Below are 26,663 nucleotides of genomic sequence, written 5' to 3'. Positions count from 1 at the left end.
TTTTACTGATAGGTTTTAATTTGTCCGTTTAAACCAACGAGTCGATAAAGCTCAGGTCGCATAGATTCAAGCTTATCTTTCGAAGGATCAGGACCAATCAAAATCCGAGTGATTTTTCCTTTTACAGGCACAGGAGGCAAAGTAAAAACCTGATAATCTGATAATCGTAATTTTGCGATAATTTGATTGACTCTAGCCATATCATTGAAGGCCCCCAGCTGTATGACATACTCTTGCTGGATTTCTGACATTGCTTGTTTTGACCTCAATTTTTTTTCGGAAGGCGGCGATTTATTTTGATCTGTAGAATCAATGGCCTCTTCTTTTGATATCTTTTTTTCTTCAACTTCAAAAGAAAGCACTTTAGTGCTTTGAACTAAGGCAGACGAATCTGAAGACACAGAAGGATTCATCCCGGGCGGGCTATTTAATACAGAGTTGGAAACCGAAGTGATGTCATATTCTTTTTTGCCATCAAGTAACCATGGCAAAAAAATAATGGCCAGAATAACCATAATGGCCACACCCAGCAAACGATATTGAAATTTACTGATCACCGGTACTCCGGAGATTTAATGCTGACATCACAGGAGCAATGGTATGAAAAGAACCAAAAACCAACAAAATATCTTCTGGATTAGCCGCTTGCATCGCCTGATTCCAAGCACTTTTTACATCAGGAGATAAAAATGCCGATTTCTGCAAAAAACTCGCCAAAATTTGGGCAGGTGCCCCACGAGGTTCGCTTAATGTGGCGCAATACCAATGGTCAACCCGTTCAGATAAAATGTCTAATGTCCCTTTAATATCTTTGTCCTTGAGCATTCCGACCACGGCATGCAGTTTAGCACCGGGTTTGACTGCGTTTTTCAAAAATTGAGTCAGATGATTGAGCAGATAACGAGCCGCATGAGGATTATGCGCCACATCGAGGATCACTAAAGGCTTTTGATCGATCATTTGGAAACGTCCCGCAAGAGAAGCCCCTTTCAAGCCCCGTTTAATCGCTTCTTTACTGATTATCTTAGGGAAATAATGTAATACCGCTAATGCGCAGGCCGCATTGATTAAGGGGACATTAGGCAGGGGCAGATCAATTAACATGCGTTCTTTACTTTCCCAAATCCATTGATTTCCCTGAGGGCGAAATGTCCAAGACTGATCAATGGGGCGAAGATGAGCCGCTTTTTCTTTCGCTACACGAATGACAGAATCTGGGATGTCAGGGTCCGCGACCACGGCTGGTTTATTCGTCCGAAAAATGCCTGCTTTTTCTCGACCAATACTGTGACGATCTTTACCTAAAAATTTGATATGATCAAAATCGATATTAGTAATAGCCGCCACATCTGAATCCACAATATTAGTGGCATCAAGCCGCCCACCTAAACCTACTTCCAGAACAACCACGCCCAGTTGATGTGATTTAAAAAGAAGTAAGGCCACCAAGGTTCCAAATTCAAAATAAGTCAACGAGATCTGACCACGCGCTTTTTCAACCTGATCAAAGGCATCAGTAAAGCACTTTTCAGGAAGCATTTTTTCTTGAATACGGACTCGTTCTCTATAGCAAATAAGATGTGGAGAACTATACACCCCCACTTTGTAACCGTCTTCGATTAAAATCCTCTCCAAAACACGACAAGTGGTCCCCTTTCCGTTCGTCCCTCCCACAGTGATAACCCACTTAGCCGGAGAGAGTACATCTAGCTTTTCAGCGACTTTTTTGACTCTTTCCAGACCGAGATCAATGTCTTTAAAATGCAAATTTGCGACGTAATCAAGCCATTGAGCTAAAGAAGCATCCGCGTGAGGGATAAAAGAGTCATTCATAACAGACCTGTTTTAAAAAATAGACCTTTGCAAAATCTACTGAGAGTGGTGGCGCCTACATTATCCGTTTTGATCACCTTTTTTGTTTTTCTAGCGATAGCTAAGTGATGAGCATCACGAGCGATTTTTAGGTATCCTCCTCCATGCATTTTCAGTGACTGTCTTCTCTCATGTTTTGCAATTTGCATGGCATCATCGAAGGTTCAGGTTGATGAGTCAGTTTAGATAAAAGACTGGCCAGCTTGTGTCGCATATCGAGACGGCTAACAATCATGTCTATGGCGCCTTTTTGGATTAAAAATTCGCTGCTTTGAAAGCTTGAGGGTAATTTTTCTCTGACAGTTTGTTCAATGATTCTAGGGCCTGCAAAACCAATTAACGCTTTAGGTTCGGCAATATTAATATCGCCGAGCATCCCCAAACTAGCAGAAACACCGCCAAAAGTGGGATTGGTCAGAACCGAAATATAAGGCAATCCCGATTCCTGCATTTTAGCAAGGGCCGCGCTTGTTTTTGCCATTTGCATCAAGGAAGTCAGCGCTTCTTGCATCCTGGCTCCCCCACTTGAAGAAAAGCAAACGAAGGGGCAGCTGTCTTGCAAAGCTTGTTCGACGGCACGAACAAAACGGGCACCCACGACCGAGCCCATAGAACCCGCCATAAAAGAAAATTCAAATGCAGCGCTCACAAGAGGCATACCAAACAACGTCCCTTTGATGACTATCAGCGCATCTTTTTCACCAGTGTCTTTTTGTGCTCCAGAAAGGCGGTCTTTATATTTTTTTGTATCTTTAAATTTCAACAGATCTTTGGGTGCTAATTCTTCCGCCAAGTCGATTCTAAAACCTTCATCCAAGAAGGCATGTAACCGCGCTCGAGCCGATATCCTCATATGGTGGTGACATTTGGGACAAACCCTTAAATTTTGCTCTAATTCTGCGCTATATAATATTTGCTCGCATTTTTCACATTTCGTCCAAACGCCCTCTGGGATATTGGCTTTCCGAGTGCGGATAATATGACTTTTATTATAAATTCGCTCAATCCAGCTCATTATTCACCTTAGGTAATTGATTTTTTTACAAAAATAGAAAAATGTTCAGCGCTTACCTTCATTTTTTAATGTTGAAGTACGCCAATGACGCCATATTCCAAAAAGGCTCGGAAGAATCGACAGTACGATAATGAGCACGATCAATAATTTCAAATGATTTTGTACCATAGGCAAAGAGCCAAAAAAATATCCTGCGTAAGTGAAAGACAAAACCCACAAAAAAGCGCCTAAGATGTTATAGAAAGTAAAATTGGGATAAGACATCTTCCCTATACCTGCAATAAACGGAATAAAAGTCCGGACGATCGGAATAAAACGGGCCAAAATAACCGCCTTACCTCCATGCTTCTTATAAAATTGATCAGCGAGGTCGAGATACGCTCGTTTAAAAATTTTTGAATTTGGATCACGAAAAAGCCTTTCTCCAAAGAGATAGCCTATGTAGTAATTCAATGTGTCACCGATAACAGCCGCGATGATCATCAGACACACCATCAAGTGAACATTTAACTCATTTGAAGACAGTGATGCTAATGATCCCGAGATAAAAAGCAGTGAATCGCCTGGCAAGAAAGGGGTTATCACCAAACCTGTTTCACAAAATAAAATAAAAAACAGTATTCCGTAAACCCATAGACCGTATTGTGCCACGAGTTCCGTTAAATGAATGTCAATATTCAGTATAAAATCAATGAAAAAATGGATAAATTCCATAAAAACTCAGATGAATGAAAATGGGTTAATTAAAAGACCTCAAGTCACTGTGGATACCTTTTATTCTCTATGTAAAAAGAAGGGCCCCAAAGGGAGATAAGGCAAAGAAAAATGCGCAGGGTAATCAACTGAAACCAGATATAGACCGGAGGCTTTTGCGGTTACCGCCGCTTGAGTCCGATCTTTTAAAGCTAATAATTGAGCAATCCAATGTTCATTTTGACGACCAATCCCTACTTCTATCAAGCTTCCTACAATATTTCGGACCATATGATGTAAAAAAGCATTCGCTTTGATATCCACCATAATGTAGTGCATCCCAAAACGGCTCACCTTGAGATGATGCACATAACGCCAAGGCGTTTTTGATTGACATTGAGCGGCTCGAAATGAACTAAAATCATTTTCTCCGAGTACGCATTGTGCTGCACGTTCCATCTTTTTTTCATCGAGTGGCATACTGTAATGTGCGAGTCCCTCTGAAAAAAGAGCAGGCCGATGACGATCATTAAAAATAAGATAACGATAACGGCGGGCTGTTGCGCTAAAGCGGGCATGAAAATCTTTTTCCACTTTTTTTGCCCAACGAACTGTAATATCGGGGGGTAAATAAGTGTTGACACCCATGATCCAACTGACTTCTTTTCGGACCGCTTTGGTTAAGAAATGAACAACTTGAGCAGTCGCATGAACGCCTGCATCAGTACGCCCAGCACAACACACCGTGATGGATTCATTCGCTATTTTAGACAATGCGTGCTCCAAACAGCTTTGTATGCTTGGCACATGTTCTTGACGTTGCCATCCGTAATAACGGTAACCGTTGTATTCAATCCCCAGTGCAATTTTGTGCTTTAGGTCAGACGATAAAGGGGGTAAGTAGAATTCTGTCACTAATGCAATCGTTCCCTAATTAAGAGTTCGGCCGTTTTGATGAGCATATGGGCTCCTGTGAAGCGGATATTATCCGCAACCGACCAAAATTGTACTATTTCTGGCATACCGTAATCATTTCGGATACATCCTATGTTGACAGCATTGTTTTCTAGATCACTTACCTGGGTAGGATAATCATATTCTGAAAATAATTGAATATTTTGAATATTTTCCAGTTCACTACGTACTTGATTAAAAGAAATAGGTTGTAATGCTTCAAAATGAACTATCTGAGCATGCCCATAAAACACGGGTGCCTGTATACAGCTGACTGAAATAGGTAGATGGGGATCTTGAAGTATTTTTCGGATCTGATTGACGAGATGACGTTCTTCATAAACACTTTCTTCTTCATCATTGACGAGCGGCAATAAATTAAAAGCTAACTGTTTTTTAAAAACGCTTTTTTCTGGAGACACCCCATTGAGTAACTTGGCTGTTTGGCCTGCTAAATCGTCTACGGCCGCTTTACCGTAAGCAGAAACCGAGATCATATTAGTCACATTAAGACGTGATAACCCCATTTGCTCTATCAAGGGTTTAATCGCAACCAGTAATTGACTGGTTAAACTGTCTGCTACCGCAACGATATTATGGTATGGGATCTGTGACAACACTTGTGGATTGACCATGGGTACTATTAATGGAACATGAGAATCCATCGAAAATAATCCGCTATTGTCGATTATCCTGCACCCTGCATCACTCGCTGTTTCTGCATAAAATGCGGTGGCTTTTCTTCCTGCAACAAAAAAGGCAATTTGTGCTTTAGACCAGTCAAATTCAGCGGCATTTTGTACAGGTACACTTTTTCCCGCAAAACGAATCACCTCACCTGCACTTTGTTTCGTAGCTAAAAGATATAAATGGCCAATTGGAAACGCGCATTCTTGCAACATTTCTATTAATGCTCGACCTACCGCACCTGTTGCACCTAAGAGGGCAACATTCCAACCGTCAGACATATTTGGTTCTCTCCAACTATCATTAGAAATGAATGATTTTCCTTAATCGAAAAGCCATTAAAAATAAAAGCCATTAAAAAATCACAAAGATGAAACACTAAATCCCAATTTTTGTAAAAGTGATCGACTTTCTAAATGATGAGATTCAACACAAAAAGAAGACCATTCTCTACGTTCTTGATAATGTTTACGAAGAGAATCGAATCCTCCTTTGATGCCTGCCTTTTTTCGTAACAAAGCATCATCACGGCGCACATCATACACCAGGTGTATTAATTGCTTTAATCTGCCTGGATTCATCTCAGCATTCAATTGAATCAGATTAAAATCTGCTGATGCTAATAAAGCATTCAGATCAATGGTCTGAGGTTGATTTAAAAATTGGCTAAAAGCAGAAAATATTTGAAAAGTGCCTCTGGCTTTACCTTCTAAGGTGTAACCTGCTATATGAGGAGTTCCGATGTCTACCAGAGCCAATAATTTCAGACAAATTTCAGGTTCCGGATCCCATACATCCAATACCGCCCTCAGCTTTTTCTTTCTTTCTAAAGCTTTCAGTAAAGCACGATTATCAATCACTTTACCGCGGCAAGTGTTGATCAAAATTTTATTCTCAGGAAGAGCGGCTAACACATCATCATCTACTAAATGCAGAGTTTTATATAAACCCGTTTCATTGAGGGGAGTATGAAAAGTTAAAATATCTGCCTGATTCACTAATTTTTCGAACGGCCAAAATTTTAGAACGGGATCATCCACTGGGGTTTGACTTGCTCTTGGAGGATCACAAAGTAACGTACGCACACCCAATGCGTTTAAACGTTGATAAAGTAGAGATCCAATATGTCCTACACCGATGATCCCGACCGTTTTATCCTGCAAGCAAAAACCTTGTCGTTCTGACATGACGAATAGAGCAGAGAAAACGTATTCCACAACTGCAATCGCATTGCATCCCGCTGCAGAGGAAAAATGTATTTTTTGCTGATTTAACCAGGAAATATCGATATGATCAGTACCCGCTGTCGCGCTCCCCACAAACTGTATAGGGGTTCCCTGTAAAAGTTCAGAACCAACAGGGGTGACAGAACGAACCATTAATGCATCTGTTTGCTGTAAGCTTTCTCTTGTAATCTCCCGCCCACGTATTAATTGCACCTCGCCCATACGTTGAAATAACGTTTCAGCGTATGGCATATTTTCATCTACTATAATTTTGAATTTGTTATCTGTCGGCATTTAAGAAGTCAAGGTTAAATAAAAAAACTGTTCTTTAAAAGGGTTGAATATCTCATTTGAGAATAGGCATATAAAAGACAAAAATTCTTTTAAAACAAAATGGCCTTAATAACAAAAATTCTGTCACATCAAGAATTTTTAGATTTCTTTAAACGCATTATATTGTGTTTTAGTCACTATTAGAAAATCATATTTTGGGGTTGATAAGATTAATGAAACAGAGAAAAAATAATGGAGTCTTTGCTGTATTTTTTGAGTTAGCACTGGCGGAAATGGATTGAATCATATAACCTCGAGCCGTTTTATTGTATATCCTTTTATTTTTAATAATTAAGTCAAATACCAAAACGGCATGAATAATCGCTTATTAACATTTTTAATCACCATCATTTTATTCCTCTTTTACAGTGAAAAAGCCGTCTCTGATATCACAAAACAATGTTCATTAAGCATTCCTCGTTACAACCAGCCCCTGGTTGCAAATAATCACCATGATCTCCCTATTTATATTCAATCAAATCAGACATCAGCTGATTACCCTGGCACTATTATTTTTTCAGGCAATGTCACTGTTAAGCAAGGTAATAGCACTTTAAATGCCAATAAAATGACCTTAAATAAAACTCAGAGCCCAAATTCACTCCATAACCCTGTTCGTACTACGGTGGCTACTGGGGATGTCCAGTACTTTGATCCTGAAATAAAACTCGAAGGGACTCAGGCCAGGTCCAATATTGATACCAAAGATGCAGACATCGATGAAGGAAATTATCAGTTGGTTGGGCGTCAAGGTCGTGGTGAGTCGGACCTGATTCAAATACGTGATCAAAACCGTTATACCATTTTGAAAAATGGGACCTTTACTTCTTGTCCTCTTGAGGATAATAGCTGGAATATTATCGGTTCAAAAATCGTTTTTGATAGAAAAAAAGAAGTGACAAAAATATGGAATGCCCGCTTTAAAATCTCGAAAATACCTGTTTTTTATGCTCCTTATATGCAATTTTACTTGGGAAAAGAGCGACATTCTGGTTTTTTAGTGCCTACTAATGAATATTCCAAAAAAAATAATTTTGAATTTACATTACCTTATTACTGGAATATTGCGCCTAATTTTGATGCGACGATCACGACAAAATATCTGAGTAAAAGAGGGGTTCAATGGCAAAATGAATTTAGATATTTGTTTCCACAGGGCCAAGGTACTATGGCTTTTGAATGGTTACCTAATGATAAGCTTTCTAAAGAAAAAAATAAAAATAGTCACCGCTGGTTGTATTATTGGAATCATTCAGGAGTCATGGATAAAGTATGGCGATTTGGCGTGAATTATACCAGAATCAGCGATCATGATTATTTTTCTGATCTTAGATCTCCTTATGGTTTTTCTACAGATGGTTATGCCGCTCAAATTTTTAATGTAGGTTATTTCCAAAATCATTGGAATTTAATGTTGTCATTAAAGAAATTTCAAGTATTTAACGAAGGTGGAAATAGAAATGCATACCGAGCTGAGCCGGAATTAGAAATAAATTATCATAAAAACGATATCGGCCCTTTTGATATGCATATTTATGGGCAAGCAGCGAGATTTACGAGTGTGAGTGCTGATAACCCAAAGACTCAGCGCTTTCATGTAGAGCCTCAGTTGAACTTGCCTCTCTCAAACAGATGGGGGAATCTTAATATTGAAACCAAGTTAATGGCGACTCATTACAAGCAATCGATCCCTAAACAGTTTTCTGATAAAAACTTGCAGTCTTCGTACAATTTAGAAAATTCTGTTAATCGTGTGATCCCACAATTTACGACTGACGGCACATTGGTATTCGATCGCTCAATGGAGGAACTCGCTGGTTTTACACAAACTTTAGAACCACGAGTACAATATATTTATAAACCTTATAAAAATCAAAATAATATTTATATTTATGATTCAACTCTGATGCAAAATGATTATCAGGGTTTATTTCGTGATCGTACCTATAGTGGCCTGGATCGTATTGCTTCGGCCAATCAAGTGACCACCGGTTTAACTTCCCGCATTTATGATAATGCTATGTTAGAGCGCTTTAACGTTTCTATCGGTCAAATTTATTACTTTTCTCCTTCTCGTTCTGGCGGCAATACTCAAATTGATCGCAGTCGTATCGGTAGTTTAGTTTGGGCTGGTGACAGTTTTTGGCGTATAACGGATCAGACTAGCTTAAGAGGGGGAATGCAATATGACACCCGTTTAGGCAGCATTGTTCAAAGCGATGCCGTTATGGAATATCATCATCAGGACAATAATCGCATTTATCAATTAAATTACCGTTATGCAAGCCCCGAATATATTCAGGCTTCATTGCCGAATGTGAGTAGGCCCAATTACCAGAAAGGGATTTCACAAGTAGGTACTACGGTGAGCTTGCCCATAAAAAATCGTTGGTTTCTGGTCGGTGCTTACTACTATGATATGAAAGCACATCAACCTGCCAGCGAATTGGTTTCAATCCAATATACCACTTGCTGTTGGAGTGTTAACCTTGGCTATGAAAATAGCATTAACGGTTGGAATGCCGACAATAATGGCAGTCAGTATGAAAATAGATTTTCAATTAATATTCAATTACGTGGCTTAAATAAGAATGACGGCTTCAGTACACAAGAAGCACTGCAATGGGGTCCTTTACCTTACCAAAAACCTTTTTAATTTTAAAAAATGATAAAAACACAGAGCTTAACAAACTGGATCTCATACCTGTTCGCGGCAGCTTTAGTCAATAATCTACTTGATGAGATAAGGTAAAAATATGAAAAATTGGAGAATATATGTTTTAGTATGGCTTTTATGCAGCCACTTCACTGTTTTTTCAGCACCAAAAGAAATCAATAAAATCGTTGCTATAGTGAACGATTCCGTCATACTTCTGAGCGATCTCAATCATAGGCTAAAAGCCATCAAAATAAATGCGAATAATATAAATCAATCCTTGCCCGATGATGCGATTTTAAGACATCAAATACTTGAACGGCTCATATTAGAAAGCATTCAATTACAAATAGCTAACAAAATAGGTTTAAAAATTTCTGATGAGGATTTGGATAAAATTATTGCTGATATTGCAAGAAAAAATCGTCTGACTGTTGATCAGATCCGTAGCAAGTTGGCCTCAGAAAATATTAATTACGGTACTTATCGTAATGAAATTCGTAATCAAATATTAATTTCAGAAGTACTTAAAAACGCGGTGCAACCTCGAATCAATATCTTGCCACAAGAAGTGGATTCTTTGTCAAAGTTAATTTTAAACGAAAAAAATCAAAACATGGAGCTAAATCTCAGCCAAATTTTGATTCCTTTAACAGAGAATCCTTCCCAGAAAGAGATAGATAAAGCCGAAAAAAAAGCCAATAAATTAGTCTCTCAACTCAAAAAAGGGGCAAATTTTGCGAAATTAGCGATCGCCTATTCGGCTGACTCGCAAGCTTTTAAAGGGGGAATGATGGGTTGGAAAAAAGTGCAAGAATTACCCACCCTTTTTTCTGAAAAATTAAAAGTCATTCATAAGTTCGATATTATTGGCCCTATTCGCTCGGGGGTTGGTTTTCATATTTTACGCATTAACGATTTGCATACTATTTTTGAAAACAGTGAAGATATCAAAAACCAAGCTTACAAAATCCTGTTTAATCGTAAGTTTTCTGAACAAGCCGAGACTTGGATACAAGAGCAGAGGGCTTCAGCTTACGTTAAAATTCTTGAACACGATGATGAATGACAATAAACCTATTCTCATCACGCCTGGTGAACCTGCTGGCATTGGTCCCGACTTAGTGATCGCTTTGGCACAACAGCATTGGCCTGTTGAGTTGGTTGTTTGTGCTGATCCTGATTTATTATCGGCACGAGCCAAACAGATGAATTTACCCCTGACATTGAAACAGTATCACCCCAAAAAAGACAGTCAGCCCTGTCTGCCCTCCACATTGAGCGTTTTACCCGTTAAAGTAAAAACCACCGTGATCGCGGGGATGCTGAATGTCAACAATGCGCCTTATGTGATAGACACACTGATGCAAGCTTGTGATCGTTCTTTAGCCAGTGAATTTAGCGCCCTGGTCACGGGGCCGATTCAAAAGAGTGTCATCAATGAAGCGGGCATTCCTTTTATAGGTCATACTGAATTTTTTGCGCAACGATGCAAATGCTCAATGGTCGTGATGATGTTAGCCAGCAAAAAACTTAAAGTGGCATTAGCGACCACTCATTTGCCTTTATCAGAGGTATCGAGTGCGGTGACTCAAGATCACCTAAAACAAGTTATTCGTATTCTCAATCACGACCTTAAAACCAAATTTGGGATATCTCATCCCCACATCTATGTTTGTGGACTAAACCCTCATGCTGGTGAAAACGGCCATCTAGGAAAAGAAGAAATTGACGTTATCATTCCTGCACTCAATTTGTTACGTCAAGAAGGGATGACACTCATTGGGCCTTTATCTGCAGATACGATATTTCATGAAAAATACTTAAAACACGCTGATGTGATCTTAGCCATGTACCACGATCAAGGATTACCTGTATTGAAATATCAAGGATTCGGCCAATCGGTCAATGTTACGCTAGGGTTGCCTTTTATTAGGACATCTGTAGATCATGGTACTGCGTTGGATATAGCAGGCACAGGTAAGGCTAAAGTAGGGAGTTTCGCCAGCGCAGTCAACCTGGCCATCGATATGATTGTTAAAAGCGATGAACCGTAAACTTTATCAGGGGCATTTTGCAAAAAAACGCTTTGGCCAAAATTTTTTAACAGATGAATTTGTTATTGATCAAATTATTTCATCGATCCATCCTTCACCTGAACAAACATTAATTGAAATTGGCCCAGGATTAGGGGCGTTAACACTCCCTCTAGCCGCTCAGATGGATAAAATTCTGGTCATTGAATTAGATCGTCATTTGGCTGATCGCTTAAATCAGCATCCTCAATTAAAAGATAAGCTAATTTTGTATCAACAAGACGTCATGACCGTGAATTTTTCAGAATTATCAGCGACTTTTAAGCAACCCCTCCGGATATTGGGTAATTTGCCTTATAACATTTCTACACCATTACTGTTTCATCTATTTAAAGATATTCACTGTATTGATGACATGCACTTTATGTTGCAAAGAGAGGTCGTTAACCGTTTGTTGGCAGCCCCAAACACGAAAGCCTACGGGCGTTTAAGTGTCATGGTGCAATATCATTGCAAGGTGATCCCCATATTGGAGGTGCCTCCTGATGCTTTTACCCCCATACCTAAAGTATATTCAGCGATGATTCGATTGCTTCCACACCGATCTTTGTCGCATCCTTATCCTGTCACAGATATAGAGCGGCTTAACCTTGTGACAAGACAAGCCTTTAATCAAAGGAGAAAAACACTGCATAATAGTCTAGGCGCTCTATTTACTGACCAAGAATTGGCTGAAACAGGAATTTGCCCAAAACTTAGAGCAGAAAATGTGTCCGTTGAACAATATTGCCTTTTAGCAAATCGGCTTCACTAGAGTCTGTTTAAAACTTTTTCTAACCACTTTTTCAACCTAAAACTGATATCGGCTTAATATGTCTAACTACCTGATCGGAGATGTCCACGGTTGCTTTGATGAGCTTAAAGCTTTGTTGGCTAAAGTGAATTTTGATAAAGAAAAAGACACCCTGTGGTTAACAGGAGATCTCGTTTCTCGCGGCCCTCAATCTTTAAAAGTATTGCGCTATGCCCGTTCTTTAGGAAAGGCTTTACGTATGGTATTAGGGAACCATGATCTGCATTTATTGGCGATACATGCGGGGATGAGAAAAAACAATCCGAAAGATCATCTTACTTCTTTATTGGCCGCCCCTGATGTAGATCAGCTCATGGATTGGTTGCGCCAACAGCCTCTTTTGCAAATAGATGATGACTTAAAACTCATCATGACACACGCCGGCATTTACCCTAAATGGGATAAAAAAACAGCACAGACTTGTGCTCAAGAAATAGAGGTGGCGCTTCGTGGTAATCGACTTCCGTTATTTTTAGATAGATCTCATACCCAGACGCCTCCCTCATGGAGTCCTAAGTTAAAGGGTGATGCTCGTTTGCAGTTCATAACGAATGCATTAACAAGAATGCGTTACTGTTTTTCCGATGGAAGCTTGGACATGACTCACAAAGAAATCCCTGAAAAAGTGCAGGGTGATCTATATCCCTGGTTTTTATTACCCCGTTTGCTGGAGCCTGAATATGCGATTACGTTTGGTCATTGGTCAGCATTAAAAGGAAAAGGCACACCAAAAAATATTTATGCTCTAGATACAGGCTGTTGCTGGGGAAATGAATTAACTTTATTACATTGGGAAAAAAAACGTTATTTTATTCAACCCGCTTATAAATGTGAAAATGAGTTCTGAATAGGGATCTTGATGTCACGATGTCTGATTATTTTCTTTTCATCATGTCTGATGCTACTTTCGTTTTGTAGTTTTTCTGGCTCTTCAAAAAAATCCTCTTTGTCTTTGGACATCGAAGGCGTTGGAGGAGAGGTGGCTCGTAATGTTAAAGCTCGCCTGTTTATGATTAACACAGAAGACACCACCGACAACCATCGTTTGAGATCACGGGTTAAAGCAGAAATCACCCTCGCACTGGAAGCCTTAGGTTATTATCATTCTGCCATCAATTTTGAATTCACCCCAAAATCTGTATTGCTGGCCAAAATCACTCTGGGCGAACCCGTGCTGATTGCTGGAATCGATGTGATGTTAACGGGTCATGCTAAAAACGACCCTGATTATCAGGCGTTATTGAAAGAAACACCCACAATAGGCTCAATATTAAATCAAGGGAAATTTGATGAATTTGTAGATGCTCTCAACGGGCTCGCCGTGAGCAAAGGGTATTTTGATGCTAAAATGAACGAAACTCAGCTTCGTATCGCCTTAGATCTGAATAAAGCTTTTTGGAAGATTCATTTTGACAGTGGTGAACGCTATCGCTTTGGTAAAGTGACCTTTCATGGTTCTCAAATTAAAGAACCCTATTTGCAAAATTTAGTGCCTTTTCATATAGGGGATAATTATAGTGCGGATAATACCGCTGAACTCAATCGTCGCCTTTCTGCTACTAACTGGTTCAGCGCTGCTTTGGTTTCTCCAGATTTTGGCTCTTTAAAAACGAGTCAAATTTTACCACTAGACGCTGTTTTAACACCTCGTACAAAAAACAATGTGGAATTAGGGGGGGGGTACTCAACCAGTATTGGCCCGCGTCTCAAGGCAAGTTGGAACAAACCTTGGGTGAATTCGCAAGGGCACAGCTTAACAACAAAAAGCAATCTTTCTGCTGCTGAACAAAACTTGGCTTTTAGTTATCGTATTCCATTAATCAAAAACGCATTAGAGGAATATTATTTATTACAGGCAGGTCTTAAAACCTCTAGGTTAAACGATACTAAATCTAACACCAGTACCATGAATGTGGCTCGTTTTTGGAATTTTTCAAATGGCTGGCAACCGGCCATTCATTTTCGTTGGAGCTTGGAAAAATTCAACCAGGGTAAAGTAGATTCTATCACTGGTTTGCTCTATCCCGGGATCAGTATGAGTAAAACTCGTCAAAGTGGTGAGGCCATGCCTTATTGGGGGGACAGTCAACGTTATTCTTTCGATATTTCAAATAAAAAATGGGCTTCTGATATTAATTTTGAAATTATTCAAGCTCAAAATGTTTGGATAAGGACCTTAGGAAAAAAAAACCGTTTTATAGTGAAAACGCATCTGGGGTGGATAGCAACCAAAGATTTTCAACGTATGCCACCTTCATTACGTTTTTTTGCGGGAGGTGATGGCAGCATCAGGGGTTATAAGCTCAAAAGTATCTCACCCCGTGACAGTGACCATAAACTCACTGGTGCTACAAAACTGCTCACTGCCTCTGTTGAATATCAATATAATGTGATGGGTCGCTGGTGGGGAGCCGCCTTTGTTGATAGCGGTGAGGCTGTCAACGATATCCGGCAGAGTGATTTTAAAACAGGGGTAGGCATAGGGATCCGTTGGGCTTCTCCTGTTGGCCCTATCAAATTCGATATTGCAACTCCGATTGGCGATAAAGAAAATAAAAAGTTTCAGTTTTATATTGGTTTAGGGCCTGAGCTATGAGAAGAATAAAAAAATTCACTCTGGCTTTTTTTTTGGTTGTTTTATTATTGTGTGGCACTTTATGGGGTTTGATTCGTACCACGGGAGGCCTCCATTTTTTAATCAAAAATATCGTTTATTGGGTGCCTGGGCTCAGTATTCAAAACATTGAAGGAAAATCGAACGACCTGACATTAAAAGGCATTCAATATCAGATGCCGGGTTTTGAAGTAAAGGTCAAAGAAATACATCTTGCTTTACATTTCTTTTGTCAAACATCGCTGAAATTTTGCATTGATGATTTCACACTCAATGACCTGGATATGGTGATAGAGACGCAAAAATTGCCTTCTACTGAAAAAGTATCGGATCAACCATTTACTGACCTTCGCATCCCTTATCCCCTGTTTTTAAAAAATCTCAGATTAACAAACCTGAATGTGACCATCGATGACACACATATATCTTTAGCCCATTTTCGTACACAAGCAGATTGGCAGGGACGAACACTGTCTTTGATATCCCCTCAACTCTCAGGCCTGCTGGTCAGCTTGCCAAAAGCTTTGGAAAAATTACAAGCTCCAGCACTTATCCATCCTGCCAAATCCAATGACCAAACCTCTTCTACAGAAGCAACAACACCTTTAACGAACTCTTCTTTTAAGAAAAACATACATCAAGATCTTTTGGATTTTTTTGCTCAACCTCTTTTGCCTGCCTTGCCTGATTTTCATTTCCCTTTAAATATTCAAATCAAAAAATTAACAGCAGAGCAACTCCGGATCGTGGGAGATACAGATATTGTTATCCATTCGTTGCAATTAGAGGCAAAATCCGATAACCAGCATCTTCAGCTGGATAAATTAAAAGTCAGCCTTCCTTTTGGATCTTTTTCTGCGCATGGAGAAGCGACTTTTGCCGATCAATGGCCAATCGCCCTCAAAATTGACAGCCTGATAAAAATTCCTCCCCTATTAAAGGAAGAAAAAATACAGTTCAATTTAACCGGCGAACTCCAAAAACAACTTAAATTCACCGCCGATTTTTCTGGTTCTATCAGCGCTCAGTTGAATGCGACTACCACGCTCTCCAAATCGGGGCTGCCCCTTACGATGACCTTAATATCGAGCCAACTTCAGTGGCCGCTCAAAGGAGATCCCGAATATAAAATCAACAATCTTCAACTGCAATTGAATGGCAGAGCCACAGATTATGCTTTGTCATTGACAGGAAAAATGAAAAGTGCAGATCTGCCACCCGCGGAATTTAGCCTTGATGGAAAAGGTAATTTACAACAGTTTCATATAATTCTTTTACGCTTAAAGCTTCTTCAAGGTCAGGCGGATTTATTGGGAATGATAGATTGGTCAAAAGCCATCAGTTGGAACTCCGTATTAACGCTAAAAGGAATCGATACAAAAAAACAATGGCCAGAATGGCCAGCTCAATTCAACGGAAAGATATCTACTCGTGGCAGTATCGATGGTGAACGTTGGCAATTGCAGATCCCTGATGTGCTCTTGGAAGGGGAAGTACAAAAAAAACCCTTCAAAGTTTCTGGTTCTTTAAAAGGCGATAGGTCTGGACAGTGGAAAATCTCCTCGTTTAATATGGCTTTTGGGAACAATAAACTCAATATCAAAGGAGATCTGACTCACCAATGGTCATTAGATGTGAACATCGATGCGCCGAAATTACAGGATGGATTACCGAGTGTCGCTGGTCAACTTAAGGGGGCATTAAAATTAAGAGGGGACTTAACAAAACCTCAGCTAGAGGCGCATTTTATTGCCAATCAGTTAAAATGGAAAAATTTCAGCATTCATCAAATCAAGCTCGATGCCAATCTCCACTCTTTAGATCACATCAAAGGTCAATTAGTTCTACAGGTAGAAAAACTGAAACAATCTGATTTCATGCTTCATCATCTGATGTTCAATGCAAAAGGCACAGAAAAGCAACATCAACTGGCTCTTCAATTAAAAAGCGAGCCTCTCTCAGGAAATTTTGCCTTAAAAGGGGATTTCAATCGTCAAAAACAAATATGGGATCTCAAACTCAACAAAACAGATATTCGAACCCTATCTTGGAATTGGCATTTAAATCACCCAACAGGCATCAAATATTTTCATCATGCTCAAAAAGTCACCATTCAACCTCACTGTTGGGAGAATATACAGGCGAAATTGTGTTTACCCGATATGATAGAGGCCACGAAATCAGCCGGGCAACTGCGTATGCAACTCAATCGATTTGATCTGGCGATGCTCAAACCATTTTTGAGCTCAGGTACAGCCATCTTTGGAAACATAACCGGAGATGCACAGATGAAATGGACTGCAGAAGATCATTTGCCAACAGCTCAACTCTCGCTCGTAGGGCATGACGTTAAAATACGTCAAAATATTGAAGATAATCCTCTCAATATTGTGTTCAATAATTTAAAGCTAGGCGTTCAACTCTCTCATCATCAAGCTCAAATCAATACTTTGATCTCATTGAAAAATAATGGTCAGATGCAAGGGGATTTGAAAATATCTGATTTGCAGGGGAAACGCACACTATCTGGAAAAATCGACATCGATCAAATTTCATTGGAACCTATCAACACAGTATTAGACAAAAATGAAACAATAACGGGTGTCTTAAACAGTCACTTAGATATGAGTGGAAACTCAAAAAACCCTTTGCTATACGGTGATATTTCGCTAAATCATTTTGCTATTAATGGCAGTTGGATGCCAGTGAATATGGCCTCTCCCAGTCATTTATTGATCAATTTTAAAGGGACGAAATCGACATTAAAAGGGGTGATTGCAACAGAAAAAGGCCAAATCAACCTCTTAGGTAATGCGAACTGGGATCATATCGATGATTGGCGTGCCAACATTTCGGCCAAAGGTGATCAGATTCGAGTCACTTTCCCCCCTATAGTAAAGCTGGACATTGCACCCGATATACTATTTGAAGCCAGGCCAAAATTACTGACACTCAAAGGTTTGATTGAGGTTCCATGGGCTCGAATTAAGGCGGAAAAAATTCCACCTAACGTCGTGGATGTTTCTTCATATAAAGTCATGCTAAACGATCAACTACAACCCATCATCCCTCAAAAAACAGCAATTCCGATTAATACTCATTTAAATATTCAAATTGGCAAGGATGTCGAACTAGATGCATTTGGTTTAAAAGCGCAATTACAAGGAACCCTTAAGGTTCAACAAGATCAATATGGGATGGGTCTACAGGGTCAAATCAACACCTCTTCAGGCAGCTTTCACGCTTACGGCCAAGACTTACTGGTCAAAAAAGGCCACTTAATATTTTCTGGGCCTACTAAACCTTTTCTCAATATTGAAGCGATTCGGAATCCTGAAAATATCACCCCTGGATATACCGCAGGAATTCGAGTCACAGGGAAGGCGAATGCCCCTAAAATTGAAATATTTTCTGACCCCGTATTATCCCAGCAAGAAGCGTTATCTTACCTTCTTCGAGGTCAGGCTATAGATCAGTCTTCTGGCACTGACAGTAGTTTAATGACTTCCATGCTAATCAACATAGGCATTTTACAAACTGGAAACTTGATTGGAGAAATAGGAGGTGCCTTTGGCATCAGTCGTCTTACTTTAGACACACAGGGCGTGGGAAACGATTCTCAGGTGGTTGTGAGTGGTTATCTTAACAAAAATTTACAGCTTAAATATGGTGTCGACATTTTTGATTCGTTAGCCACACTGACATTACGTTATCAGTTAATGCCCCGATTATATCTAGAAGCCATTTCTGGGATTGGCCAGGCATTAGATCTTTTATATCAATTTGGATTTTAATCGTTTTCATCAGTATCCGAAAAGGATCATGAGTATGATCTTAAACAGGGCTTAGTGAGCTCATGTTTATAAACTGTATTATTTTTTTCTTTTTTTTGCGACGTAGATCATAAAAATGATGTTTAACAAGCTATTTTTGAAAATTTAAATCACATATTTTGATAAATATGGGATATAAAATAATGAAAAATATTTAATATTGCGTTAATTGTTCTATTAATCATCGCTGATTTTTAAATCACATAAAATAAATTTGCTGAAAATCGAGCAAAGAGAATATGAGCTTAAGGCCTTCATTCCATATTCCATAGTCGATTTGCCAGTTATTCATTGAATAAAAGTTAGAGAAAAATTTGACTATGAGTACGATGAAAAAAATAGCGGCAATAGCAGGCGTATCAACAGCAACCGTCTCCAGAGCTTTTAAGAGCCCAGAAAAAGTTTCTGTGTCGACCAGGGATAAAGTGGAAAGGGCCGTTACCAACGCAGGTTACTATTCGAATGCGCTTTTCCGAAATATTAAACGAACCGAATCCCGTACTATCTTGGTGTGTGTGCCCAACTTCGGTGAGACTTTCTTTGATGACATCATTAAAGGCATTACAGAGACAGCCCTAAAAAAAGACTATCAAGTTCTCATTAACGACTCCGCGCAAAATAAAGGCGGATTAAACCCATTTACGATTGCAAGACAAATAGCAGGTATTGTGTTCTTGGGTTCTAATTTTCCTTTGAACCTCACTGAAGCATCTCGGCAATATTTACCCCCTATAGTGATGGTCAATGAATTTATTTCTCAATTTAATCTGCCAACAGTGCATATTGACAACCTGGCTGCTTCTTTTAATGCCACGAATTATCTGCATTATAAATTAGGTCATCGACGTATTGCCTGTATTTCAGGAATCGAGAGTCATCTGTTCTGCCAAAATCGGTTACAGGGGTATATTCAGGCGCTTCATCGTAGCAACATTCCCTTGCAAAAGAATTATATTATAAAATCTGATTTCGGTTATGGAGCAGGGGCTCAGTCGTTTAAAAAATTAATGGCTTTACCTAAACCTCCGACGGCCATATTTTGCCACAACGATCTTTTGGCAGTAGGGGCTATCTATCAGGCAAAAAAACAAGGAATAGCAGTTCCAAATGATGTCTCAATTATGGGATTCGATGATCTAAAACTGTCAGAATATATTGATCCTGCGTTAACAACGGTATCAACCCCTCGTCATAAAATGGGTGAAAAAGCAGCTGAACTCTTACTGGCTCATTTAGATGAACATAAAATAGCAAAGGGATCTTATCTGTTAGAGAGTTCGTTATTGGTGAGAGAAAGCACTGGTTATTTAAAAAAACCTGAGTTCGGGATAAGAAATTGAAATTCAGAGATGATAACTTTAGAACCAGCATCACATAAATGGACTATGCCGGTATAGGATAAGTTTTGAGAACCTGCTTCTATGGTACAAAAATTTCTGGGGTTAAAGTGATCGATTAAATCAAAGATAATACAACGGAAGTGACAACTAAATTAATATGGTTAAATCTATACACTATCTGAGGGGTATCTCAGCGCTATTTGTTTTGTTTTTTCACTACAAGTTTATGCTCAATAACGTATATTCAACAAAAAACCTGGGCGATATTCTATTCTCTAGCGGCTATTTTGGTGTTGACCTGTTCTTCATGATAAGTGGTTTTATCATTGTTTACTCAACCAAAAATGACAAGAGTATTTTTTCTTTCTCGGTTAAAAGACTGTTTAAAATATATCCAGTCTATTTATTTTGTTTAGCTTTACATATTGCAGTTGTGTATCCATACGTCAGTATAGAAATTATCAAGTCTCTGTTCTTCTTACAGATTAATTATAATGATAACGCACCTTTTTACGGGTATAGTACTATATACCCTGCTTGGACTTTAACATATGAATTCATTTTCTATATGTTCTTCTTGATTGGGCTTAAAATTTCACATCGCTACAGAACGTTAGTAACTTCAGTAATCATGCTTTTTGTATACGCCTATTTACACATAAAATACAACGGTTGCTTGACCTTAAACCCAAATCACGGATTAAACTTTACTGTGACTAACAGATTGCAGGGGCTTATAAAAAACATGGCGTCGCCGCTTATGATTGAGTTTATCCTTGGCATGATTACATGTGAGATATTCATGAGAACAAGAGCAAACAACAAAATATTGATTTCGATTTGTAGCATTATGTTTTATTCATCGCTGTGCATATTTTTTTACTGTGTTTTTTTTGTACAGATAGGCGGGCTCGGAATCCTACGTATGGGTTTCCCCTGCTTTTTAATTCTTTTTTCATCCGTGATTTTAGAAAAAGTTAATGAGGTAAAAGAAAACAAATATCTGAATTTTCTCGGAAATATATCCTATCCATTATATTTGACACACACAATAGTTTTGGCGTTGATATCATCAAACAGTGCTTATTTTACCCCCTACATGCACTTATTTGGCTTCAGTCGGTTGATGTTTTTACTATTTTTCTCAATTCTGCTTTCTTACCTGACTCATGTTCTAATAGAAGTTAATGCTTCTAAATTAGGTAGAGTTATTATCGATAAATTCAGGGCGAGGAGTGCCCTATAACTCTATGAAATGCTGCTGAAAAACCAGAGGCATTTCCTTTTTATGCCATTTATAACATTATTCATCCTCAGTGACCTTACACCTTAGTTTCTTCGGGTTTTAACGCTTTTAAAAACTCTATTAACTCAGGTTCATTCATTATTTTTATACCTGATTTCTCGGCTTTTTGAGCTTTAGAGCCCGGATTTTCCCCAGCAATAAGAAAGTCTGTCTTTTTGGATACACTGCCGCTGACTTTTGCCCCTAAAGAAATCAAATGCGCTTTAAGATCATCTCGGGTAAATGCATTTAATGAACCGGTCAAAACCACCGTTTTATCCCGAAAGGGATGGTTCGGTTTTTCTATCGGCTCTGGATCTGGCCAATCTAAAACAGATTCCAGTGCAGAAATAACCTGTTGATGATGTTCGTTTCCAAAAAAATCTACCAGATTTTTTGCGACAACTTCACCAACATCAGGCACTTTTTTTAATGTTTCTATGTCCGCCTTCCGCAAAAGATCAAGTTGACCAAAATATAACGCCAAATTGGCGGCTGTCGTTTCACCGACTTCTCTGATTCCTAGCGCATATAAAAAACGCGCAAAGGTGGTTTTTTGAGATTTTTTTAAAGAATTTAATAAATTTTGCGCTGATTTTTCTCGCATCCTCTTCAGAGACAGTAATTTCTCTGATGTTAAATGAAATAAATCCGCAGGGTTTTGAACGTATTTTTTGTCTACTAGCTGATGGATGATTTTATCGCCCAGACCTTCTATATCGAGCGCGCGTCGCGCAACAAAATGTTTCAATGCCTCTTTACGCTGAGCAGGACAAAATAATCCCCCTGTGCAACGGATCACGGCTTCACCTTCAATACGTTTTGCAACTGATTTGCAAATAGGGCAATGGTGAGGAAAAATGATTTCCACCGTATTTTGAGGTCTGGATTCGATGATCACGTTGACAATTTGTGGGATCACATCACCTGCACGACGCACGACTACGGTATCCCCAATACGTAACCCTAAACGGGCTATTTCATCTGCATTGTGCAAACTGGCGTTGCTGACCAGTGCCCCTCCCAATTCAACTGGCTCAAGGCGAGCCACTGGAGTCAGAGCCCCAGTTCGGCCGACTTGAAATTCCACTCCAAGAACTTGAGTGGTTTTTTCTTGGGCGGGAAATTTAAAGGCCGTTGCCCAACGAGGGGCCTTCGCCAAAAAACCTAATTTTTCTTGTAATAGAACATCATCTACTTTGATCACGATGCCGTCGATATCAAAACCCAAGGTCGCCCGTGCTTGTGCTATTTCTTGATAAAAGGCCATGACTTGCTCAGCACCAGTGCATAATGTGATTCGATCATGGACAGGTAGCCCCCAAGCTTTCAATTGCATCAAACGCTGTATATGACTCTGAGGTAAGACCCCGCCTTCAAGCAAACCAACGCCATAACAGAAAAAATTTAAAGGCCGTTGCGCCGTGATATGAGGATCGAGCTGGCGCAAAGATCCGGCCGCCGCATTACGAGGATTGGAAAATATTTTGCCATGATTAGCACGAGCTTGTTTGTTGAACTCTTCAAAGCCGGCTTGAGGCATATAAACCTCGCCCCTGATTTCTATCCGTTGGGGTAATGCCTTACCCTTTAAACGAAGAGGAATTGATTGAATGGTGCGAATATTATGCGTGATGTTTTCACCTTGAAAACCATTGCCTCTCGTGGCCGCTTGGGTTAATTCCCCTTTTTCATAGATGAGACTCACTGCCAAGCCATCTAGTTTGAGCTCACAGCAGAAAGTCAGCGCCTCTTGAATATTTTTTTCGCTCCTGTTTTTCTGATCTGAATCTCGAACCAGTGGGTTCAAAGACGCTTTTTGTGCAGAGGATGGCGCTCCAAGTCGTTCAGAGACACGTTTGTTAAACGCTAAAAACCCCTTTTCATCAAATACATTGTCGAGCGAAAGCATAGGCACTTGATGAGTCACAGGCTCAAAAGCGGTTGAAGGCGATGCGCCCACTTTTTGGGTAGGAGAATCAGGGCTCATTAATTCAGGATATTGCGATTCCCATTCCCGTAGTTGTTCCAACAAAGCGTCGTATTCCGCATCTGTTATCTCGGGGGCATCGTTCACATGGTATAAATATTCATGATGTTTTAGCACATCACGCAATTGGTTAATTTTTTCAAGGATGGATTTCATAAATGAGAGGTACTTCGGATGAGGGCGTTATAATCTTCTAATTTTTGAGGGGTAATCATTTGGCGTTGATCATCTAAAACCAAGCCTCCAAGCTCATCTGCTATTTTTTGTGCTGACTGCAACATTAATTTAAAGTTTTCAGAGGCATGGCCATAGCAGGGCAATGTCATAAATATTGAAATGCCTGGTGTTGAAAAATGAGCCATTTTTTTTAAATCAAAAAAACCGGGGTTCACCATATTGGCCAAGCTAAATAAAGTGATGCGCTCGCCTGTAAGAGTAAGATAGCGATGAAAAATATTCATATCGCCAAATTGAAAATGACTATTTAAAATGCTTTTTAAAAGAGTTTCTCCAGAAAAGGTGCGCGATGAATGAGCAGCAACATGTAAAACCAATACCTTTTGTTCTTTTTGAATAGATGGATGATGGGTTTCTTTAGATCGATGAGATAAATCATCACTTTTTTTTTGCAATTGAGGCTCAGTCTCTGAGATCTGTGAAAAAGACGAGGCAGTCACACAGGCAACTGAGCTATCAAATTTAAGCGCCTGATATTTAGTTTGCGATGGTATTTTTTTATGATGTTCCTTATCAAAAGCATTTTTTTCAACATTTGGTGGTGCCTTTTTAAGAATTTTGACTTCGCCCACACCTTCTTCATCCAAAATCTGTAACAGAACATCGTCTTCTTTTTGATTTTGATCTTTTGTCGTCTGATCATAAAAAAGGGCAGAGCGTTCTTTACGCCTCGCCCATACACCATGTAAAAATAATACGATGATGGTAATCACACCAAAAAGCAATAACATCAAACGTAAGTCTTGCATGATTAAAATCTCTATCGTTTTAATAAAAAAAGAATCGATATTCAATTCTATATTTTTTTGTCGAATTGATCGGTGAAACGTTAAATTCCTGATTTTGTTGGATCAGAAAAACAACTATCAAAGTTGGCTTTTGAGCTTCAAATTTTCGGTAACTTCTTCTTTATGAGCCAAATAATATTTTAGACCTTTTAAACGCAATTCGCACGAGAGACATTCGCCACATCCATCGCCTTGAATACCATTGTAACAAGTCAGTGTTTTATTTCGAATCAGTGGCATTTGTTGATAATAATCGGCCAAAGCCCAAGTTTCCGCTTTATTCAGCCACATTAAAGGGGTGACAAAAGTGATATTTTTTTGCATCCCCAATGTCACTGCATGATTGAGCGATTTGACAAACTCATCCCTGCAATCAGGATACCCGGAAAAATCAGTTTCGCAGACACCTGTAATGACCACATCTGCGTCTAATTGATAAGCATAAATCGCCGAAAAAGTCAGGAATACAATATTTCTACCAGGTACAAAAGTATTAGGCAGCGAGCCTTCGCTGTTTTGCTTTTTTGGAAGAGGTATATTTTCCCTCGTCAAACTGCTCACCGTGAGCTCGTTAAGAAGTTGAAGATCTAATATTTTGTATGAGGTGGCTTGAAGTTTTTTTGCCAGCGCTTGTGCTATCGCGATTTCAGATCGATGGCGCTGCCCATAATCGAAAGTAATACAATGGACTTCATCATATTGATGTAAAGCCTGGATCAGGCAGGTCGTAGAATCCTGCCCCCCACTGAAAACCAGAACTGCGCGTTTGATAGGATTATTTTTTCTCATATTTTGGATTTTTTAGCTCAGTTAAAGCTTTTGCAAAACAGACCAGGACCTGGCAATTTAAGACCTCCTTGGCAGCAAAGCGTTCTGTCAAGGAGATTATCTCTTAGCTTTGGCCTTTCACTTCTTTTAAACCGTTAAAAAGGGCACGTTCACCCAATGCTTCTTCAATCCGTATCAATTGATTGTATTTAGCAACACGATCAGAACGACTCATAGAACCTGTTTTAATCTGGCCTGCAGAGGTGCCCACCGCTAAATCAGCAATGGTGGCGTCTTCTGTTTCACCAGAACGGTGAGAAATAATCGCAGTGTAACCTGCTTCTTGCGCCATTTTAATCGCGGCTAATGTTTCAGTCAGAGAGCCTATTTGATTAAATTTAATTAAAATTGAATTGGCGATCTTTTTTTGAATGCCTTCTTTGAGAATTTGAGTATTGGTGACAAATAAATCATCTCCAACCAATTGAATTTTATCGCCTAATACTTGAGTTTGATATTTAAATCCTTCCCAATCTGATTCGTCTAACCCATCTTCAATCGAAATAATAGGATATTTTTGGGTCAGATTTTCCAAAAAATGCGTAAATTCTTCTGATGTAAAGGTCTTTCCTTCTCCTTTCAATTCATAACGATTTGTTTCTTTATTGTAAAATTCAGAGGCCGCACAATCCATCGCAAAAGTGATGTCTTTACCTAAAACATACCCCGCTTTTTCTACGGCTTCTTTCATCGTTTCTAGAGCCGCTGCATTGGATTCGAGATTTGGCGCATATCCGCCTTCGTCACCCACTGCAGTACTCAGATTTTTAGACTTAAGTACTTTGGCCAGATGATGAAAAACTTCAGATCCCATTCGAACCGCTTCTTTAAAGCTCTTCGCCCCGACAGGCTGGATCATAAATTCTTGAATATCAATGTTGTTGTCAGCGTGTTCACCACCGTTAATGATATTCATCATCGGTAATGGCATGGAAAATTGACCAGGCGTGCCATGAAGCTCAGCAATATGCTCATACAAAGGCATTCCCTTAGAAGCAGCACCTGCTTTTGCAACCGCTAAAGAAACGGCCAAAATGGCATTAGCCCCAAAATGAGATTTATTTTCAGTCCCGTCTAAATCAATCATCAATTGATCAATATGTTGCTGATCTTTCGCATCTTTACCTAAAAGCGCCTGTGCGATAGAACCATTCACGGCCTTAACTGCCTTCAGAACGCCCTTCCCTAAAAATCGGGCAGGGTCACCATCGCGCAATTCTAACGCTTCACGTGAACCGGTGGAGGCCCCTGATGGCGCAGCGGCCAAACCGATAAATCCCCCCTCTAAATGGGCTTCTACTTCTACTGTGGGATTACCACGAGAATCAATGATTTCTCGGGCGAGTATTTTTGCAATTTTAGACATCGTATTTTCCTTAAGTAGGTATTCAATATAATTTGGAAAAAATCGCCTTTTAGGCAA

The 26,663-nt window shown here is 39.4% G+C and carries 20 protein-coding genes; 9 read left to right on the top strand and 11 right to left on the bottom strand.

Features of this window, described 5'->3' with window-relative positions; translation table 11 throughout:
• Positions 1–2: 2 nt before the first annotated feature.
• The 7 genes from AACL23_RS00875 to AACL23_RS00845 form a co-directional block, all read right to left on the bottom strand.
• Positions 3–557, bottom strand: a complete 555-nt coding sequence (locus AACL23_RS00875; protein WP_100096642.1) for an SPOR domain-containing protein — start codon at positions 555–557, stop codon at positions 3–5.
• The gene (gene folC / locus AACL23_RS00870) at positions 547–1,833 is read right to left on the bottom strand and encodes a bifunctional tetrahydrofolate synthase/dihydrofolate synthase (RefSeq protein ID WP_100096643.1); all 1,287 of its coding nucleotides are present in this window, start codon (positions 1,831–1,833) and stop codon (positions 547–549) included. Before folC ends, AACL23_RS00875 begins: the two co-directional genes overlap by 11 nt.
• A 151-nt stretch (positions 1,834–1,984) precedes the next feature.
• Entirely contained in the window at positions 1,985–2,887 is a 903-nt protein-coding gene (gene accD, locus AACL23_RS00865; RefSeq protein ID WP_100096644.1) for an acetyl-CoA carboxylase, carboxyltransferase subunit beta, read from the bottom strand.
• 45 nt (positions 2,888–2,932) lie between these two features.
• Entirely contained in the window at positions 2,933–3,601 is a 669-nt protein-coding gene (locus AACL23_RS00860) for a DedA family protein (protein ID WP_015873330.1), read from the bottom strand.
• A gap of 60 nt (positions 3,602–3,661) precedes the next feature.
• On the bottom strand, positions 3,662–4,495 hold the full coding sequence (truA, locus tag AACL23_RS00855) for a tRNA pseudouridine(38-40) synthase TruA (protein WP_015873329.1): 834 nt from the start codon (positions 4,493–4,495) through the stop codon (positions 3,662–3,664).
• Positions 4,495–5,502: an aspartate-semialdehyde dehydrogenase gene (locus AACL23_RS00850; protein ID WP_100096645.1), complete on the bottom strand. Its 1,008-nt coding sequence runs from the start codon at positions 5,500–5,502 to the stop codon at positions 4,495–4,497. Before AACL23_RS00850 ends, truA begins: the two co-directional genes overlap by 1 nt.
• An 81-nt stretch (positions 5,503–5,583) precedes the next feature.
• A complete protein-coding gene (locus AACL23_RS00845; protein WP_193432597.1) occupies positions 5,584–6,741 on the bottom strand; it encodes a 4-phosphoerythronate dehydrogenase in 1,158 nt (385 codons plus the stop codon).
• Between the two features lie 352 nt (positions 6,742–7,093).
• Here AACL23_RS00845 and lptD point away from each other — a divergent pair, with 352 nt between their 5' ends.
• From lptD to AACL23_RS10170, 9 genes are all read left to right on the top strand, one after another.
• Entirely contained in the window at positions 7,094–9,436 is a 2,343-nt protein-coding gene (lptD, locus tag AACL23_RS00840) for an LPS assembly protein LptD (protein ID WP_095034026.1), read from the top strand.
• Positions 9,437–9,536: 100 nt separating this feature from the next.
• Positions 9,537–10,505 (top strand): peptidylprolyl isomerase, encoded by a 969-nt coding sequence (locus AACL23_RS00835; RefSeq protein ID WP_171967424.1) that lies wholly within the window; start codon positions 9,537–9,539, stop codon positions 10,503–10,505.
• Positions 10,495–11,493: a 4-hydroxythreonine-4-phosphate dehydrogenase PdxA gene (gene pdxA / locus AACL23_RS00830; RefSeq protein ID WP_100096648.1), complete on the top strand. Its 999-nt coding sequence runs from the start codon at positions 10,495–10,497 to the stop codon at positions 11,491–11,493. The genes AACL23_RS00835 and pdxA overlap by 11 nt, the downstream gene beginning before the upstream one ends.
• Positions 11,483–12,286, top strand: a complete 804-nt coding sequence (gene rsmA, locus AACL23_RS00825) for a 16S rRNA (adenine(1518)-N(6)/adenine(1519)-N(6))-dimethyltransferase RsmA (RefSeq protein ID WP_100096649.1) — start codon at positions 11,483–11,485, stop codon at positions 12,284–12,286. Before pdxA ends, rsmA begins: the two co-directional genes overlap by 11 nt.
• A 58-nt stretch (positions 12,287–12,344) precedes the next feature.
• Positions 12,345–13,172 carry a bis(5'-nucleosyl)-tetraphosphatase (symmetrical) ApaH gene (gene apaH / locus AACL23_RS00820; RefSeq protein WP_100096650.1) on the top strand — a complete coding sequence of 276 codons (828 nt, stop codon included), beginning with the start codon at positions 12,345–12,347 and terminating at the stop codon, positions 13,170–13,172.
• Positions 13,173–13,184: 12 nt separating this feature from the next.
• A complete protein-coding gene (locus AACL23_RS00815) occupies positions 13,185–14,921 on the top strand; it encodes an autotransporter assembly complex family protein (protein WP_339049510.1) in 1,737 nt (578 codons plus the stop codon).
• A complete protein-coding gene (locus tag AACL23_RS00810; RefSeq protein ID WP_339049508.1) occupies positions 14,918–18,733 on the top strand; it encodes a translocation/assembly module TamB domain-containing protein in 3,816 nt (1,271 codons plus the stop codon). The genes AACL23_RS00815 and AACL23_RS00810 overlap by 4 nt, the downstream gene beginning before the upstream one ends.
• A 359-nt stretch (positions 18,734–19,092) precedes the next feature.
• Positions 19,093–20,112, top strand: a complete 1,020-nt coding sequence (locus AACL23_RS00805; RefSeq protein WP_174889083.1) for a substrate-binding domain-containing protein — start codon at positions 19,093–19,095, stop codon at positions 20,110–20,112.
• Between the two features lie 157 nt (positions 20,113–20,269).
• Positions 20,270–21,358: an acyltransferase family protein gene (locus AACL23_RS10170; protein WP_100096654.1), complete on the top strand. Its 1,089-nt coding sequence runs from the start codon at positions 20,270–20,272 to the stop codon at positions 21,356–21,358.
• Between the two features lie 76 nt (positions 21,359–21,434).
• Here AACL23_RS10170 and ligA read toward each other — a convergent pair whose 3' ends face one another.
• From ligA to eno, 4 genes are all read right to left on the bottom strand, one after another.
• Positions 21,435–23,543: an NAD-dependent DNA ligase LigA gene (gene ligA / locus AACL23_RS00800; protein ID WP_339049503.1), complete on the bottom strand. Its 2,109-nt coding sequence runs from the start codon at positions 23,541–23,543 to the stop codon at positions 21,435–21,437.
• Complete coding sequence (gene zipA / locus AACL23_RS00795) at positions 23,540–24,373, bottom strand: cell division protein ZipA (protein WP_171967429.1); 834 nt, start codon at positions 24,371–24,373, stop codon at positions 23,540–23,542. Before zipA ends, ligA begins: the two co-directional genes overlap by 4 nt.
• Positions 24,374–24,490: 117 nt before the next feature.
• Positions 24,491–25,183: a 7-cyano-7-deazaguanine synthase QueC gene (gene queC, locus AACL23_RS00790; RefSeq protein ID WP_174888306.1), complete on the bottom strand. Its 693-nt coding sequence runs from the start codon at positions 25,181–25,183 to the stop codon at positions 24,491–24,493.
• A 121-nt stretch (positions 25,184–25,304) separates the two neighbouring features.
• Complete coding sequence (gene eno / locus AACL23_RS00785) at positions 25,305–26,606, bottom strand: phosphopyruvate hydratase (RefSeq protein WP_100096658.1); 1,302 nt, start codon at positions 26,604–26,606, stop codon at positions 25,305–25,307.
• Positions 26,607–26,663: the final 57 nt, after the last annotated feature.

The organism is Candidatus Williamhamiltonella endosymbiont of Tuberolachnus salignus, from assembly GCF_964019775.1.
In the GTDB taxonomy this organism is placed as follows: Bacteria; Pseudomonadota; Gammaproteobacteria; order Enterobacterales; family Enterobacteriaceae; genus Hamiltonella; species Hamiltonella defendens.
The sequence above is the reverse complement of the archived record's forward strand: the minus strand, read 5'-3'. Positions and strand labels throughout refer to the sequence as shown.

Excerpts from the sequence above, each read along its gene's own strand:
- folC (WP_100096643.1), bottom strand. The coding sequence starts at position 1,833 with ATGAATGACTCTTTTATCCCTCACGCGGATGCTTCTTTAGCTCAATGG.
- accD (WP_100096644.1), bottom strand. The coding sequence starts at position 2,887 with ATGAGCTGGATTGAGCGAATTTATAATAAAAGTCATATTATCCGCACT.
- AACL23_RS00860 (WP_015873330.1), bottom strand. The coding sequence starts at position 3,601 with ATGGAATTTATCCATTTTTTCATTGATTTTATACTGAATATTGACATT.
- AACL23_RS00850 (WP_100096645.1), bottom strand. The coding sequence starts at position 5,502 with ATGTCTGACGGTTGGAATGTTGCCCTCTTAGGTGCAACAGGTGCGGTA.
- AACL23_RS00845 (WP_193432597.1), bottom strand. The coding sequence starts at position 6,741 with ATGCCGACAGATAACAAATTCAAAATTATAGTAGATGAAAATATGCCA.
- lptD (WP_095034026.1), top strand. The coding sequence starts at position 7,094 with ATGAATAATCGCTTATTAACATTTTTAATCACCATCATTTTATTCCTC.
- AACL23_RS00835 (WP_171967424.1), top strand. The coding sequence starts at position 9,537 with ATGAAAAATTGGAGAATATATGTTTTAGTATGGCTTTTATGCAGCCAC.
- pdxA (WP_100096648.1), top strand. The coding sequence starts at position 10,495 with ATGATGAATGACAATAAACCTATTCTCATCACGCCTGGTGAACCTGCT.
- rsmA (WP_100096649.1), top strand. The coding sequence starts at position 11,483 with ATGAACCGTAAACTTTATCAGGGGCATTTTGCAAAAAAACGCTTTGGC.
- apaH (WP_100096650.1), top strand. The coding sequence starts at position 12,345 with ATGTCTAACTACCTGATCGGAGATGTCCACGGTTGCTTTGATGAGCTT.
- AACL23_RS00815 (WP_339049510.1), top strand. The coding sequence starts at position 13,185 with ATGTCACGATGTCTGATTATTTTCTTTTCATCATGTCTGATGCTACTT.
- AACL23_RS00810 (WP_339049508.1), top strand. The coding sequence starts at position 14,918 with ATGAGAAGAATAAAAAAATTCACTCTGGCTTTTTTTTTGGTTGTTTTA.
- AACL23_RS00805 (WP_174889083.1), top strand. The coding sequence starts at position 19,093 with ATGAGTACGATGAAAAAAATAGCGGCAATAGCAGGCGTATCAACAGCA.
- AACL23_RS10170 (WP_100096654.1), top strand. The coding sequence starts at position 20,270 with ATGGTTAAATCTATACACTATCTGAGGGGTATCTCAGCGCTATTTGTT.
- ligA (WP_339049503.1), bottom strand. The coding sequence starts at position 23,543 with ATGAAATCCATCCTTGAAAAAATTAACCAATTGCGTGATGTGCTAAAA.
- zipA (WP_171967429.1), bottom strand. The coding sequence starts at position 24,373 with ATGCAAGACTTACGTTTGATGTTATTGCTTTTTGGTGTGATTACCATC.
- eno (WP_100096658.1), bottom strand. The coding sequence starts at position 26,606 with ATGTCTAAAATTGCAAAAATACTCGCCCGAGAAATCATTGATTCTCGT.